Genomic DNA, 14707 nt, shown 5'->3' with positions numbered 1-14707 from the left:
GTGGCCGCGGGACGAATCGGGCCCGGTCGTGCGCGAGCAACGCTCTTTGTGAACGGTAATGTCGGCGCAGGTTCCGAAAACCCTGATGGCTGCATGGCTTGACGGCCGGGATCGCACCACGTAAGTTCCCTAGCATTGTAAGGGGTTTTTGCGGTCCGGTCACTGAGTGATCTCCCGGCCGACCCACCATCCCCCGATACGTTTGTCGAGGCTGTACGCCCGCGCCAGCGGCCGCCGCGCGCCTCGACGACCGGTCGCGCGCAGGCACGACCGGGCTGCACAAACCGGATGTCCGGGCCTGACCCGGGCGGTGGCGTCGCGCCTGGCGCGTTCTTCTTGAACGTCGCGGGTGCCCGCTGCGCCGGAGGATCTTGTGTCACGACGTATCGAAGGGGGAGCTCATGTCCATGCCACTTTCCGGCCTCGTGTTTGCGCTGCTGTGCGGCGTTGTCGCGCTGGTCTACGGTCTGTTGTCCATCCGCTGGGTGCTTTCGCGATCGGAGGGTACCGACGAGATGCGGCGGATCGCACGCGCGATTCAGGAAGGCGCCTCGGCCTACATGAAGCGGCAGTACACGACCATTGCAGTGGTCGGGGTGGTGCTGTTCGTAGGGCTGTGGCTGGTGATCGGCATCGGCTCCGCGGTCGGGTTTCTGATCGGTGCCGTGCTTTCCGGGGCCGCCGGATTCATTGGTATGCATGTGGCGGTGCGCGCCAATGTGCGCACGGCCGCGGCCGCGAAGTCGAGCCTGGAGGCGGCGATGGATGTGGCCTTCCGTGGGGGCGCGGTGACCGGCCTGCTGGTGGTCGGGCTCGGGCTGCTGGGCGTGGCGGGCTATTTCGCCGTGCTCTGGTGGCTGACACCGGAGGGGGGCGATGTGGGACTTTCGCCCCTGGTCGGGCTGGCCCTGGGCGGTTCGCTGATCTCCATCTTTGCCCGTGTGGGTGGTGGCATCTTCACCAAGGGCGCGGATGTCGGGGCGGACCTGGTGGGCAAGGTCGAGGCCGGTATTCCGGAGGATGACCCGCGGAACCCGGCGGTGATCGCCGACAACGTGGGCGACAACGTGGGCGACTGCGCCGGGATGGCCGCGGACCTGTTCGAGACCTATGCAGTGACCATCATCGCGACGATGATCCTGGGCACGCTGCTGATTCCCGAGCTGGGGCTGATGGCCGCGGTGTATCCGCTGGTGCTGGGCGGCGGCGCGATCCTGGCCTCGATCGTCGGTACCTTCGTGGTCAAGGCGCGCGAGGGTTCCGAGATTATCCGGGGGCTCTACAAGGGGCTAATCGTCTCGGGGGGGCTGGCTGCCGTGGCATTCCTGCCCATTACCCTGGTGCTGGTTCCGGATACCGCGCTGGCCAACAACATGGGCATCGAGAGCGGGGCCGCGCTGCGCCTGTACGGGGCGGCACTGGTGGGGCTGGTCCTGACCGGCGTCATTATGGTGGCGACGGACTACTACACCTCCACGGTCTTCCGGCCGGTTCGCCATCTGGCCGAGGCCTCCACGACCGGTCACGCGACCAACATCATCGCCGGGCTGGCGCTGTCGATGAAGGCGACCGCCGCGCCGGTGCTGGCGGTGTGCGCCGCCATCCTGGTGGCCTATGCCTTTGGCGGGCTCTACGGCATCGCGATCGCCGCGACCACGATGCTGTCGATGACCGGGATCATCGTGGCGATGGATGCCTACGGTCCGATCACGGACAACGCCGGTGGCATCGCGGAGATGGCCGACTTGCCCTCCGAGGTTCGGGATACCACCGATGCGCTGGATTCGGTGGGCAACACCACGAAGGCCGTGACCAAGGGCTATGCCATCGGCTCGGCGGGCCTGGCGGCACTGGTGCTGTTTGCCGACTACACCCACGAGCTGGTGCATTACACCGGGGGTGGGCACAACTTCGAGCTGAGCAATCCGAACGTGATCGTGGGCCTGTTTATCGGCGGCCTGATCCCGTACCTGTTTGCGTCGATGACCATGGAGTCGGTCGGCCGCGCGGCCTCCGGCATCGTGAACGAGGTGCGGCGCCAGTTCCGCGAGATCAGCGGGATCATGGAGGGCACCACGAAGCCGGACTACACTCGAGCCGTGGATATGCTCACCAGCGCGGCCATCCGCGAAATGATCGTGCCCTCGCTGCTGCCGGTGCTGGTCCCCGTTCTGGTCGGCGTGTTCCTGGGTACCGAGGCCCTCGGGGGGCTGCTGATCGGGACGATCGTGACCGGGCTGTTCGTGGCGATCTCGCAGACCGCGGGCGGCGGCGCCTGGGACAACGCGAAGAAGTACATCGAGGACGGGCATCACGGGGGCAAGGGGTCGGAAGCGCACCATGCCGCAGTGACCGGCGACACGGTCGGTGACCCCTACAAGGACACCTCGGGGCCCGCGATCAACCCGCTCATCAAGGTGCTCAACATCATGGCGCTGCTGCTCGTGCCCGTTCTGTAGGGCCCCGAACCGGAAGGAGAATCGACATGCCGAGAATCCGCGTACAAATGGCCCCGGATCTGGAGTTCAACATGGAACTCGACGTCGAGGGCGTCGACTGTGACAGCCGCGACTGGGACGTCCAGCAGCACAAGGCCGAGATCTACGCCGAGTTCGAGCGGCGGCTGAAGGCGGCCTTCCCCGAGGGGGTGAAGATCCACACCTTCGAGTACGGCCTGGCCTGCAAGCCAGGCTGACCGGGTGGGAGGGCACGCGCGCCTGCGTGTCCTCCCGCTGCGCTGCGCAAGCGTGAACCTCGGGGCGGGCGGCCGATGGCGGGCAGGCGGTGGAATGCGGCTGGCTGAAGGACAAGTTCGGCCTGTCCTGGCAGATCGTGCCCGCGGTGCAGGACGAGCTGATGCAGCCGGGTGACCCCGAGGCGCTGGCCCGGGTCACGCAGGCATTCCTGCAGATGAAGAAGTTCGACATCGCGGCGCTCGTTCGCGCGTACGAAGGTCGGTGACGTGGACGTCCGCGGGCCGCACCTGGCCGAGGTGGTCCATCTGACGACCTCGATCGCGCGAGCGCCCGAGGACGTGTACGCCTTCGCGTGCGACCCGAGAAACCTGCCGCTATGGGCGGCGGGGCTGGCGCGTTCAAGCGTGCGGCAGGCGGGGGATGCGTGGGTCGTCAACGGCCCCGTGGGCACGGTCACGCTGCGGTTTGCCCCGGCCAACCCGTCCGGGGTGCTGGATCATGAGGTCGAGCTGCCCACCGGCGCGGTGATCCACAACCCCATGCGCGTGCTGCCGAACGGAGCGGGCAGCGAGTTCGTGTTCAGCCTGTTCCGCCAGCCGGGGACGACGGACGAGCAGTTCCGGGCCGATCGCCGCGCGGTGGAAGACGATCTGAAATGTCTGAAGCGGTTGCTGGAAGAGCGCCGGGATCCCCCTGGCCGGGATGTACCCGGTGAGCACGCCAGCCGTTGAGGCGTTCGCGACCGGGGCCCGGTCTACCGGTGCACCGCGGTGTTCTGGCCGAACCGGATCTGCCAGCCGTGGTGTTCGTCGTGTTCGAGCAGGAAGCTCATGTGGGTGTGCAGTTCCCCGTCGCCGTGGTCCGGCAGGCCCTCGGGCATGGATTCGATCCCGGAGACCCGGAACCGGGCCTCGGCGAAGGCGGTGTCTTCACTCAGCAGGGTGATGTCCTGGACGTCCACATCCAGGGAGGTGCCGACAAAGGGGCCCTGCAGAAGCTCCGTATGCCGCCGGGCATTGCCGGCGCGGTTCTCGAAGCGCGTGCCGACCAGATTGACCACTCCAGAATCCTCTGCATAGTCGCGCGCCCAGGCCTCGCCGTCCCCGGCCTCCCAGGCGGCCGCCTTGGCCTCCAGGATCTGCTGGATCGTGTCCTCGGCTGCCCAGGCAGGGGATGCCATTACGGCGGCGAGTGGCAGGGCGGCGAGAAGAAGCGGCTTGGCGAACATGCGGTCTCCGGGGTGTGGGGTTCCGCCCCCCGGTGTACAGGAGTGTGGCCGGCGACGCCAGCCCCGAGCCACGGGGCCACGGCGCAGGCGCCGGACGGGCGCTACCAGGCGAGGGCGAGCAGGCCCGCGCCGACGCACACCACGATGACCGGGACGATGGTCTCGCGGATCACCTGACCCTCGCGGGCCTGCAGCCCGGCGGCCCCGGCCGCCATGGCGATGTTGTGCAGCGAGATCATGTTGCCCACCCCGGCACCGATCAGTTGCAGAGCCAGCACGGTCGGAATCGCCATGCCCAGGGCGTCGGCGGTATCGGCCTGGAGTTGCGCGAACAACAGGTTGGAGACGGTGGCGCTGCCGGTCATGAACGAGCCCAGGGCGCCGATAAAGGCGCTGAACATCACGAATGTGCCGCCCAGGATCTCCGCCAGCCCCTGGCCCAGGACCTGTGGCATCGACGGCAGGCCGGCCGCGTTGTGGCCGGAGGTCAGCAGGAGCTGGGTGAGGGCGATGATAAAGGCCAGCACGATCGCGGCGACGCGCAGCTTGGTCCAGGTGGCGGCGACGGCCTGGGCCAGCGTGGGGCGGCTCACGCGGAACAGCACCAGGGCGGTGAGCAGGGCAAGACCAAAGTAGAAATACGGGGTGTACAGCGGGGTCAGGCTCTGGCCGAGTTCGATCTCCCGAAACGCCCCGGGCGACCAGCGCACGGACTGCAGGGCCTCGCGCAGGGGCATGATGGTCCGCGACGCGATCAGGGCAACGGCCATTACCGCGAAGGGGACGAAGGCCAGCAGGACGCGTCCGACCGGGGCCTGCTCGACTTCCTCCCGTCGCTCGTGGCCGGGCAGCAGGAAGCCGCGGTGGGCCGCCAGGGCGATGATCGCCATGGCCGCCACGCCCCCGATGATGGACGGCAGCTCAGGCCCCACCAGCCAGGCAACCAGCAGGTACGGGATGCCGAAGGCCAGGGCCGACAGAACGGCGAACGGCACGAATGCGCGGAAGCGCCCGCGTTCCTCGCCCAGGGTGGCGACCCAGACCATGAACAGCGTGACAAACGGCGCCAGAGCGGTGTGGATCACGGCCGTCTGCAGCACCGCGGAGCGGGTGGTTTCCGCATCCAGGCCGAGGCCGGCGAAGCCGATGATCACGGGGGTGCCGGCCGCACCGAAAGGGACGGCGGTGCTGTTGCCGATCAGGGCGATGGCGACGGCCTTTAGCGGCCGCATCCCGAAGTAGACCAGTAGCGGGGCGGCCAGCACCGCGGGGGTGCCAAAACCGGCGATGCCCTCGACGAAGCTGACCAGCCCCCAGCCGAGGAGCATGGCCAGTACCCGGTGGTCGCGCGAGACGCTGGCGATCACCGACTGGATCGCGCTCATGTGCCCCGTACCGATCATCACGTTCAGCACCAGCAGCGCCAGTACGATGATCAGCAGGACCTCCACGAACACGACCGCGGCGTCCAGCAGACTGGCCACCAGCACGGGGCCCGATACCTCCCAGACCAGGACGGCCAGCACGAGTGTGGCGAGATAGGCGAGCGGCGCGGCCTCGAAGGCCGGGCGGCGCAACGGCACCAGCCATGCGAACAGCAGCAGGAAGGGCACCAGCGTAAGCCAGAACAGCACGATCGCTTCTCCCGCGCGACGCGAATGGGATCATGCTACCCCGTCGCCGAGCGCGCATACACATCGGTGCGGTCGGATCGCTATAGAACAGGCACGCGAACCTGCACAGACAAAGGGATATCCGTCATCGGTCACACCGCTTGGAGAACCGGTGGAAATCGTTCGGAGGGGATGCGAGGGGGCGGAGGAAGGTGTTCGGCTCCGGGCCACCAGGACTTGCGTCGGCTCGGGAAAGCCCATGGCGCGTGCCATGGGCAGGAAGGTTCAGGGGGTAAAGGGGATACCCCCGCTGGTTCGATGACCCCGGGCATCGCTCCCCGGGGAGCAGGCAGTACAGGCCGGCCGAAGGGGCCGGCCTGTCGACGGACCTGGTTTCAGTCTTCTTCCTCCTCGGTGTCATTCCCCAGGTCGATGCCACCTTCGGCTTCGGCATCGGTTTCGGCTTCGGCGCCGTCATCACCCATCCGGGTGTCCGCGCCGGCACCTGCGCCCATACCGCCTTCGGCACCCGGGGCCCGACCGTCACCGGTCGCACCGCCGGCCGCGCCACCGGAGGCCTCGGACCCCCGTTCGGAGCCGCCGGCCATTCCGCCACTGGCCTCGGCTCCGGTTTCGGCCGCTCCTTCTGCCGACCCGCCAAGGTCTTGGGCCTGGGCGGCGCCCACGGCGCCGACGGTGAACAGCGAACTCAGTGCGATGGCAATGGCTGTCTTGCGAACGTTCCACATAGTTTTGCTCCTGCGATTTGAACAAAGCACCGCCGGGGTGGCGCCCTGCGGGGGTGCGCCCCGGCTGTGTGCCACCCATGGATAGCGTGGCCGGAAATCGCGTTAAAGCCTGTGCGTCAGGAGTTGACCGCCAGTTCACAGACGTAGGCGGCGCGTTGTGGAGTGGTTCGCGTGCGCACCGGCACGAGCTCTCCGGATTGGCCACGCGATTCGGCCAGTCGCGCAAGTCGGCGATGCGTCGAGCGCAGTGCACAGGGGGCATGTGAGCGGTGAGGGTTGCGCTGTTCTACCCGGGGGATGGCTTGTCGGCAAGTCGGCGGTGGGCGCTGGGGCCTGCCAGGGAAACACCGATCCACGTACACGCTCGCGCTCGAGTCGCTTTTGCGTGCGTTTAATGCGCGGTGACTGCCGTGCAGTCATTCTGCACAAGGGAACCGCAACGCCGTGCGCGCGTGCATTTTTGATCAACAACGGGTGGCCGGGCCCCTTCGTTGATTAAGTTGTGGGGTTGGTGCCCCGGGTTCCCCGATCCTGCGTTGCGCCTCGAATCAATTAGAAACGGGCGGGTAGAACCACTACCCGCGGCATGCCGCGCCTTGCATCGGAAAACCTGGGGGCCAACGCGAGCGTGCAGATTGATCAGTGTTTGCCAAGGCCGCGCAGCTTTCTTCGGGCCATCTCGCGCCAGTTGGCGGCCAGGGCCTCGCAGTCCGCGAGCTTCTCCAGGGGCGTGCGCTGGTTGTGCTGGTAGACCGCCGCCATGGCGGCGGCGATGCTGAGGGTGTCGGGCAGGCGTTCAAGCCGTTCGATGGTGTCGCCCACGCCGAGGGTGCCCGGTTGCAGCACGCGGTAGAACCAGCCACAGCGGCCGGTGTCCTGGACCTCGCGCGCCAGGCCCGGGATGTCGAAGCGTACGTCGAGTTTCCAGCACGGCGTACGGGGCTGGCTGACCTGCACCCGGGCGGAACCGATGCGGTAGATATCGCCGATGTGGACGTTGCGCTCGTCCATGCCGTGGCTGGCGAGGTTCTCGCCAAAGCCGGAGGCGACGAAGCGGGCGGCGTGAGCCGGGTACTGCGCCTGCCAACCGTCGTACCGGTCCAGGCTGTAATGGAGCAGGGCGCGTTCCGGTCCGCCGTGGTTGTCCGGGTCCGCCTGCTCGTCACCGTCCAGGCCCAGGGGCCCCACCGCGAGCGGGCCGGCCACCGGCTGCTTGTCGATGGCGCTGGCGCGGCCTCGGGCGTAATCCGGGGCCACGCGGCCGGTGTAGAGGCCGATGAGTCGGTTGGCGGTCATACGGGTGCAGTTCCGGGCTTGCGCATGGTCGCGACGATACAACAGGTCCGCGTCTGCGTGACGCCTGTTCGCTCAGCGCCCGGCCAGATAAAGCAGCCGCGCGATGAAGGCGATGCCCAGGATGATCCAGCCGATGGGGTAGGGCAGCACGCCGGAGAAGAACGCGGTCAGGCTGGCGACGAGCAGGGCGCCGATGATAAGCAGGGGGATATCCATGGCATTGAGAGCACTCACGGCGGCGGATGTTCCGCAAGCCCCGTGCCCCCCGACAGCCAAGTGCGCCGCGCCATAATACGGACCACGTCGGTACCGCTGATGGTATCGGAGAGCCTGGCGCCGCAAGGAGTTGCTGCATGTTCAAGACCGTCCTGATCCTTGGCCATATCCGCGGGATTCGTATCCAGCTCCACATCAGCTGGGTATTCATCCTGATCCTGCTGGTGGCCAGCATGAGCACGGGCTTTCACCACCAGTATCCGGAGTGGAGCCTGGCCATGGCGGCCGGCACGGCGCTGGTGACGGCCCTGCTGTTCTTTGCGTCCATCCTGGCGCATGAACTGGGGCACAGCATCGTCGCGCTGCGGCGCGGGGTACCGGTGGAGTCCATCACGCTGTTCATCTTCGGCGGCGTGGCGCAGATGGAGCGGGATCCGGAGCGGGCCGAGGACGAGTTCTGGATCGCCATTGCCGGGCCCGCGGTGAGCGTGGCACTGGCGCTCGCTTTCGCCGCGCTCGCGCGGGCCACCGCGGACGGGTACGAGCCGATCCCGGTGGCCCTGGGCTGGCTCGCGCTGATCAACCTGGTCGTGGCGATCTTCAACCTGATCCCCGGGTTTCCGCTGGATGGCGGGCGGGTGTTCCGCGCGGTGATCTGGAAGCTCACGGGTGATGCGCGCCGCGCCACCGAGGCAGCCGTTTGGGGCGGGCGTGTGGTGGCGTTCCTGCTGTTCGGCTTCGCCTTCTGGAACCTGGTGGTGATCGGTAACCTGATCGGTGGGCTTTGGATGATGCTGATCGCCTGGTTCCTGCTGACCATGGCCGAGGGCCAGGGCCGGATGTTCGACATGCGGGAACGCCTGGCCGATGTGCGCGCGCGGGACCTGGCCAGCCCGGATCCGCCCTGCGTGCGCCCGGAGACCACCATCGACGACTGGATTCACCACGATGTGCTGCCGGGCGGGCGCCGCGCCTTTCTGGTGGGTACGCCGGAGCGGGTGCAGGGTCTGGTGAGCCTCAGTGACAGCCGCAAGCTGCCGCGCGAGCAGTGGGGCGCGCGCCGGGTCGACGAGATCATGACCCCGGTGGAGTCGCTGAGCCGGGTGGCGCCAGACACGAAGGCCGAGGCGATCCTGCGCATGATGAGCGAGCGCAACCTCAACCAGATCCCGGTGATGGAGGCCTCCGGGCGCGCGATCGGCTGGATCGAACGCCAGCAACTGCTGCGCACCATCGAGATCCACATGGATCTGCAGCGGCCATAGGCGGGTCGTTCAGGGTGGCGGCGAGCGGGGCTTTTCGGGCGTACGTCGGTCGCGATGCTGGCAAAGCCCCGGTTGGTTCCGTCGGTCCGTCGTTCCGCCGTTGCGCCAGGCATGCACGGGCCGGCCGGGACCGCTCGCGGTTGCCGTGGCTTCGGTCAGTCGTTGGCGGGGCGGGCGCGCCACTGGTCGAGGATGTCGAGGATCGGGTCGATGGCGGGGGGCTCGTCCGTCAGCGGGCCTGGGACCAGCAGCCCCCGGTGCGAGGCCTCAAGAATCAGGGGCTCCGGGTGTCCCTCCAGGCTCAGTGACTCCAGCGGTACGACGCCGTCGCCCAGTTCCTCGTCGGTCTGCTCCCACCATTCGCTGATGCGTCCGGCCACGGCCTCCAGGTCGATCTGCTCGTCCAGCGCGGCGAGGCTCTCGCGCATGGCGGGGGTGGGTTCGGGGAGCTTGCCACCGATGATGCGGACCGGGATCGCCTCGGGCCAGGGACGGGCATTCAGTTCGGCCAGGAAGGGGCTGTCGGGACGCAGGTCGATCTTGGCGGCGCCGGTGCCGTCGCGCAGTCCGGCGAACAGCGAGAAGCGCTGCTCCTGGAGGTCGGCCAGCCACTCGCGTACCTCCAGCCAGACCCGCAGCCGTGCCCATTCGGAGCCGTGGTTGGGGGTGGCGACGAGGATGACACCGGCCACTGGCCGCCCCCCGACCCGGGGCGGCTTGCCCTCGGGGTGCCGGTAGCGCGTCACGAAATCGCGGATCACCAGGCCACCCATGCTGTGACCGATCAGGATCAGCGGGGCATCGCCCTCGAGTTGCCCCCAGTGTTCCGCCAGGAGGTCCGTGCTGTGGTCGATGGCCTGGTCGTTGGGGTAGCGGAACTCCCAGCCGTTGAGGCCGGCTTCGTCCAGCGCCGGCGCGAGCGTATCCCAGATATCGCCAGGCTCGTCCAGCCCGTGCAGGAGCAAGACGTCCGGCGGGTGGTCCTCGGCGAAGCGCTCGGATCGGGGAATGAATCCGAGCAGCTCGTCGGGAAGCTCCATGGCCTCCGGAAACCACTCGCTCAGGCGGTCCTGCACCTCCACGCGCAGTTCGCGCTCCTGCTCCGGGTTGTGTTCGGCCCAGCCGACCCAGATCGCCAGCGCGAGCAGGGGCAGGCCCACCAGGATCAGGAAGGCCGCGAGGCGCCGGCGGCGCCGGGACGAATCGGGACGGGGGGCGTTCATGTGTTCACCATCGGACAAGCGGGCCTGCGCGGCAAGGGGTGTCGCCGGGTATGGACCGGAGGGTTTTCCACCCTGTGTATCATGACGGGACACCCGTTATGGATCACCTGTTATGCCCCGCGTGTACCTGCTCCCCTGGCTCCTTCTGCCCTTCCTGCTGACGGCCTGCGCGGGACTGGACGTACGCGATTTCGGGCTGGATGGGGGCGGGGGTGATCGAGCCGAAGAGGCGATCCGCGAGGCCCTGCGCGTCGGGACCGAGCGCACGGTGGAACGCACCGGCCGCGAGGACGGCTACTGGGGGAACGCGCTGATCCGCATCGGCTTGCCACAGGAGCTGGAGCAGGCCGGGGATGTGCTGCGCCGCGTCGGGTTCGCGCGCGAAGTGGAGGACCTGGAGCGGCGCATGAACCGGGCGGCGGAGTCCGCGGCACGGGAGGCGGTGCCGGTGTTTGTCGACGCCATCCGCGGGATGCGTCCCGAAGACGTTCAGGGCGTGCTGCGGGGTGCCGATGATGCCGCCACGCAGTACCTGCGCGGGGCGTCGGAGTCCACCCTGCGCGAGCGCTACATGCCCATTGTCCGGGAGCAGATGGAGCGAGCGGATGTGTATCGCGTGTACCAGCCGCTGCGGGATGCGGCGGGACGCATTCCCGGCCTGGAGGCGCTGGACGTGGATCTGGACCGCTACGTGACCGATCACGCCCTGGACGGCTTGTTCACCATCCTGGCCGACGAGGAGCGCCGTATCCGCGAGGACCCGGCGGCACGCACCACCCAGTTGCTGCGGGAGTACTTCGGTCAGTAGTGAACCGCGTGGAGCGCCCCGGTGCGGGGTTCGTCGGAGAGCAGCAGCGCCGGGATCTCTTTGGCCAGCAGCGGGCGGGCGAAGTAGTAGCCCTGGACGCAGTCGAATCGCAGTTGGCGGCCGATCTCCAGTTGCTCCCGGGTCTCCACCCCTTCGGCGATCGTGCGCAGACCCAGGGAGTCGGCCAGCAGGACGATGCCCCGCGACAGGTCCCGCGCGGACGGATCCAGACCCAGTCCGGAAATGAGCTGGCGGTCGATCTTGAGGATGTCGATGGGGAAGCGATTGAGGTAGGCGAGGGACGAATAGCCGGTTCCGAAGTCGTCGATGGCCAGCGGGACACCCAGCGACTTGAACTGGTGCAGGGTGTCGGTGGCATTGTCCATGGCCAGCACGGTTTCCGTCAGTTCGATGTGGAGCAGCTCCGGCGGGAGTTGATGCCGCTCCAGCGCGGCCGCGACGTGGGCCGCCATTTCGGGTCGCACGATGTCGTGCGCCGAGAGATTGATCGCGACGTACCAGGGTGGGTGGCCATGCTCGGTGGCCTGGGCCCTCCATTCAGCGGCCTGGCGGCAGCCCTCGTTCAGCACCCGGTCGCTGATGTCGTGGATCAGCGAGGAGTCCTCCGCTACATCCAGAAAGTCGGCGGGGGCGAGTTCACCGCGAATGGGGTGCTGCCAGCGGATCAGAGCCTCGACGCCGACGTGGCGTTCCAGTTCCAGGGAGTAGATCGGCTGGTAGCGCAGGAAGAACTCGTTGTGCCGAAGCCCGCGTCGGATATCGAATTCCTGGCGCATCCGCCGCAATTCCTCGGTGACCGGATGCAACGCCGGGATCACCAGCCAGGCCATCAGTTGTCCGATGCCGATGAAGAAGCCGGTGCGCGTCAGCCAGCGCTCGGTCTCCTGGGCGGTGCCGGCCGCGACATCCACCGGCGTCAGGGGGCCGGCCAGCACGCCGGCGACCAGGGCCACGACCAGCGCGGTGCTGGCGCCGAAGCGCGCTGCGGCGAACAGGATGGGAACGTAATAGAAATGCGGGACGATACTGTCGGCCCCGCCCGCCGTGTAGACGATCAGCCAGGAAAGGATCAGCCCACCGAGGATCAGCGCACTCGCGGTGACAAACGACATGCCGACCCAGGCGCGCAGGGTCGTGCGGGCGAGGTGGTCGGAATACCGAAGGCCGCCGGCTGAGGGGGGAGCCGATTCGAACCTGGACATCGCGCACTTCCTTTGGCCGATCCCGGGCCGGTTGCTGCAGTGCGGGCCGCCTCATTGCGGGGCGCGGCTCTCGGCCGCGATCCGGAATGTACGAGATCGCGACCTATTTCCCGAGTGTAGTCCATGTGCGGGAAAACGCCGGCCGGGGTCCGCCATGGCCCGGGCCTGTTGCCGGCTGGGTCGCGCGGGGATCCGGGTGTCCGGTGCGGGTCGGGCGCCCGCACCGGATTTGACGGGCTAGTCGCAGGCGGTGGCGGCGGCCGGGAGGTTGCCGCGCACGCAGGTGCTGATCTCGGGCGGGTTCTCGTTGCTGCGCAGGCGGACGAAGCGGCCGTCGATCTCGCCCGCGGCGTTGGTCGGGTAATGGTCGCCCATGTGCATGCCGGCCCCGTGCAGGACCCAGTAGTTGAGCATGTGCGCCTCGCCGTGGGGCTGTTCCAGGTAGACCAGGGTGGCGCCGTGGGCCATCTCGGTCACGATCAGCCGCCGGATCCGCTCGCCGGCCTCGAATTCGACATAACCCAGCGCATGGCTGCTGACATGGCCGCCGCGCATACCCTGCATCTCGGGGGTGTGATTGGTCTGGATCACGCGGAAGCGCCCGTGGGGCTGGCCGTCCCGCATCTCGCCGTCGAAGCGCATGACCATCTTCATGCTGCTGTCCATGGCGGAGGCGGCGTACAGCCGCCGCGCCTCCTCGATGCTGGAGACGGCCGCCGGTTCCATGGCCTGGTGGTTCTGGTACCAGGTCATCCAGAAGCTGACGGGCCCGTTGTCGACCGCATCCGGGCAGGCGCCGTCGGCATGCAGTTCGAAGCGGTCGAAGCCCAGGTCCACCGAACCGCGTCCCTTGTTGGTGACCAGGGCGCGGGCAAAGATCACCTCGGCCGGCGTTTCGAGGTTGGCCATGGCGCGGTAGCGGTCGTCCCAGGCGCATTGCGTGGCGCCGCGTCCCGGCAGGGCCTGGCGGCTGATCTGCCGCGCCTCGCGCGAGCCGCGTTCGCTGCGATAGGTGTCCAGCAGCGCGCGGGTGCCGGGCTCCAGCAAGGCCGTGTCCACCGCCTGGATGTTGCGGTCGAACTGGCGGTCGGCGCCCGGGGTGGCGTGGGCGGCCGTGGCGGCCAGGCCGAGGGTCAGGGCGAGGCCCAGAGCAAGGAAACGGGTGGGTGTCGGGTGGGTGCGCATCAGTCGGTTCTCCGTGGGTTTACTGCCATTGCAGGTCCATGCGTTGCTGCATGCGGTGCCATTCGGCGGTGATGATGTCGCCCGCCACGCGATGGGCGGCGTCCATGCGCGGGCGCGCCTCGGGGTAGAGGAGCATCACGGCCTCGCTGGCGCGGGCGAAGTCGCGCCGGGTGCGGTAGTGCACCATGGTGTGCACCAGCAGGCTGTCGAGATCGTCGAAGGAGCGGTCGGCGGCCTGGCGGTAGCGCGCCATGCGCTCCGGGGTTAGTTCGAGCTGGCGGTGGGTCTGCGACAAGCCGTCGAACAGGGCGAAGAAGCTCATCCCCAGATCGGCCCCCTGGCGCAGGGCGTGATCGCCCAACTGTCGCTGCAGGACCTCGCCGGCGCCGAAAAGGCCGGCATTGCCATCGCGGGCCAGCAGGCCAAAGAGGCTGCCGGTGGCACTGGCCGGGGCGCCACGGGACCGGGAGAGTTCGCGGATCTCGCGGTCCAGGCGCTGATGCCCCGCGTCCAGCAGGAGTTCGAGCGCCGGGGCGGTGTCGTCACCCAGCGCACGCAGGACGTCCTGGCGCTGTCCGTGTGGCAGGCGCTCGAGATCCCGCAAGACCCCGGCGACATCCCGCGATCCGATCTGCAGGCGTTCGAGCTCGCCGCGCACGGCGGCTTCCGGGTCCTCCAGCACGCGCGCGAGCTGGCGCACCTGGTGCCCGGCATGCTCGCCGACCAGTCCGTGCCGGCCCAGCTCTCCGAGGATCGCGGTGACCTGTTCCAGTCCGCCGGCGGGGGTGCGGCCGGGCTCGGTGGCGGCGACCAGGGCGCTGCCGAAATCCATTGCGGGGACACCGGCGGTGCGGCTGGCATGATCGAGCAGGCCGCTCATGCGATGCGTCTGCTGCGCGCCATAGGCCATTGCGGCGGTTTGAAGAAGCCGTCCGGCGAGACCCGCGATGTCGCGGGAGGATTCGCCCACGGCCTCGTCGACCCAGCCGGCGAGATCCCCCTGCGCCATATAGGGCGAGAGATAGGCCCCCCGATTGTCGGGCAGCGGCTCCGGGGCCACGGAGGCCACGGCGGGCAGGCAAAGCAGGCCCCCCAGTCCGAGCAGAGCGGGGCGAAGCCAGGGGCCGAGTCTGGCGATCAAGCCGGGCATGCGCAGGGGCATGGGGCGGGTTCCTCCCTGTCGGGTGGTCGCGGCCCATTCGGAT

At 68.5% G+C, this 14707-nt stretch carries 14 protein-coding genes and 1 pseudogene; 6 read left to right on the top strand and 9 right to left on the bottom strand.

Features of this window, described 5'->3' with window-relative positions:
* Positions 1 to 401: 401 nt before the first annotated feature.
* The 4 genes and pseudogenes from D106_RS0111015 to D106_RS0111000 all read left to right on the top strand — a co-directional run bounded on the left by D106_RS0111015 (position 402) and on the right by D106_RS0111000 (position 3427).
* Positions 402 to 2459 carry a sodium-translocating pyrophosphatase gene (locus tag D106_RS0111015; RefSeq protein ID WP_018876335.1) on the top strand — a complete coding sequence of 686 codons (2058 nt, stop codon included), beginning with the start codon at positions 402 to 404 and terminating at the stop codon, positions 2457 to 2459.
* Positions 2460 to 2506: 47 nt separating this feature from the next.
* Entirely contained in the window at positions 2507 to 2695 is a 189-nt protein-coding gene (locus D106_RS0111010; RefSeq protein ID WP_018866071.1) for a hypothetical protein, read from the top strand.
* Between the two features lie 71 nt (positions 2696 to 2766).
* Positions 2767 to 2961: pseudogene (locus D106_RS14315) on the top strand (VOC family protein); the annotation flags it as partial.
* Position 2962: 1 nt separating this feature from the next.
* Positions 2963 to 3427 (top strand): SRPBCC family protein, encoded by a 465-nt coding sequence (locus D106_RS0111000; protein ID WP_018880050.1) that lies wholly within the window; start codon positions 2963 to 2965, stop codon positions 3425 to 3427.
* Positions 3428 to 3450: 23 nt separating this feature from the next.
* Here the strand turns inward: D106_RS0111000 and D106_RS0110995 are convergent, their stop codons facing one another.
* The 5 genes from D106_RS0110995 to D106_RS15080 form a co-directional block, all read right to left on the bottom strand.
* Positions 3451 to 3924 (bottom strand): SgcJ/EcaC family oxidoreductase, encoded by a 474-nt coding sequence (locus D106_RS0110995; RefSeq protein WP_018866074.1) that lies wholly within the window; start codon positions 3922 to 3924, stop codon positions 3451 to 3453.
* A 101-nt stretch (positions 3925 to 4025) separates the two neighbouring features.
* Positions 4026 to 5558 (bottom strand): L-lactate permease, encoded by a 1533-nt coding sequence (locus D106_RS0110990; protein ID WP_018866075.1) that lies wholly within the window; start codon positions 5556 to 5558, stop codon positions 4026 to 4028.
* Positions 5559 to 5932: 374 nt separating this feature from the next.
* Positions 5933 to 6286: a hypothetical protein gene (locus D106_RS0110985; protein WP_018866076.1), complete on the bottom strand. Its 354-nt coding sequence runs from the start codon at positions 6284 to 6286 to the stop codon at positions 5933 to 5935.
* A gap of 639 nt (positions 6287 to 6925) precedes the next feature.
* The gene (locus D106_RS0110980) at positions 6926 to 7582 is read right to left on the bottom strand and encodes an MOSC domain-containing protein (protein WP_018880049.1); all 657 of its coding nucleotides are present in this window, start codon (positions 7580 to 7582) and stop codon (positions 6926 to 6928) included.
* Positions 7583 to 7654: 72 nt separating this feature from the next.
* On the bottom strand, positions 7655 to 7816 hold the full coding sequence (locus D106_RS15080) for a hypothetical protein (RefSeq protein ID WP_155985231.1): 162 nt from the start codon (positions 7814 to 7816) through the stop codon (positions 7655 to 7657).
* A 119-nt stretch (positions 7817 to 7935) separates the two neighbouring features.
* Here D106_RS15080 and D106_RS0110970 point away from each other — a divergent pair, with 119 nt between their 5' ends.
* Positions 7936 to 9063, top strand: a complete 1128-nt coding sequence (locus D106_RS0110970) for a site-2 protease family protein (RefSeq protein WP_018880048.1) — start codon at positions 7936 to 7938, stop codon at positions 9061 to 9063.
* Between the two features lie 155 nt (positions 9064 to 9218).
* Here D106_RS0110970 and D106_RS0110965 read toward each other — a convergent pair whose 3' ends face one another.
* Positions 9219 to 10286 carry a triacylglycerol lipase gene (locus D106_RS0110965; RefSeq protein WP_018880047.1) on the bottom strand — a complete coding sequence of 356 codons (1068 nt, stop codon included), beginning with the start codon at positions 10284 to 10286 and terminating at the stop codon, positions 9219 to 9221.
* Between the two features lie 112 nt (positions 10287 to 10398).
* Between D106_RS0110965 and D106_RS0110960 the strand changes: the two genes are divergently transcribed.
* Entirely contained in the window at positions 10399 to 11094 is a 696-nt protein-coding gene (locus D106_RS0110960; protein ID WP_018880046.1) for a DUF4197 domain-containing protein, read from the top strand.
* Here D106_RS0110960 and D106_RS0110955 read toward each other — a convergent pair.
* The 3 genes from D106_RS0110955 to D106_RS0110945 all read right to left on the bottom strand — a co-directional run bounded on the left by D106_RS0110955 (position 11088) and on the right by D106_RS0110945 (position 14664).
* The gene (locus D106_RS0110955; protein ID WP_018866082.1) at positions 11088 to 12317 is read right to left on the bottom strand and encodes a bifunctional diguanylate cyclase/phosphodiesterase; all 1230 of its coding nucleotides are present in this window, start codon (positions 12315 to 12317) and stop codon (positions 11088 to 11090) included. The genes D106_RS0110960 and D106_RS0110955 overlap by 7 nt on opposite strands.
* 237 nt (positions 12318 to 12554) lie before the next feature.
* The gene (locus D106_RS0110950) at positions 12555 to 13502 is read right to left on the bottom strand and encodes a hypothetical protein (RefSeq protein ID WP_018880045.1); all 948 of its coding nucleotides are present in this window, start codon (positions 13500 to 13502) and stop codon (positions 12555 to 12557) included.
* Between the two features lie 19 nt (positions 13503 to 13521).
* Positions 13522 to 14664 carry a hypothetical protein gene (locus D106_RS0110945; protein WP_018880044.1) on the bottom strand — a complete coding sequence of 381 codons (1143 nt, stop codon included), beginning with the start codon at positions 14662 to 14664 and terminating at the stop codon, positions 13522 to 13524.
* Positions 14665 to 14707: the final 43 nt, after the last annotated feature.

The organism is Thioalkalivibrio sp. ALE9, assembly GCF_000377445.1.
Lineage (GTDB): Bacteria > Pseudomonadota > Gammaproteobacteria > Ectothiorhodospirales > Ectothiorhodospiraceae > Thioalkalivibrio.
This window is presented reverse-complemented; position numbering and strand designations above follow the sequence as displayed.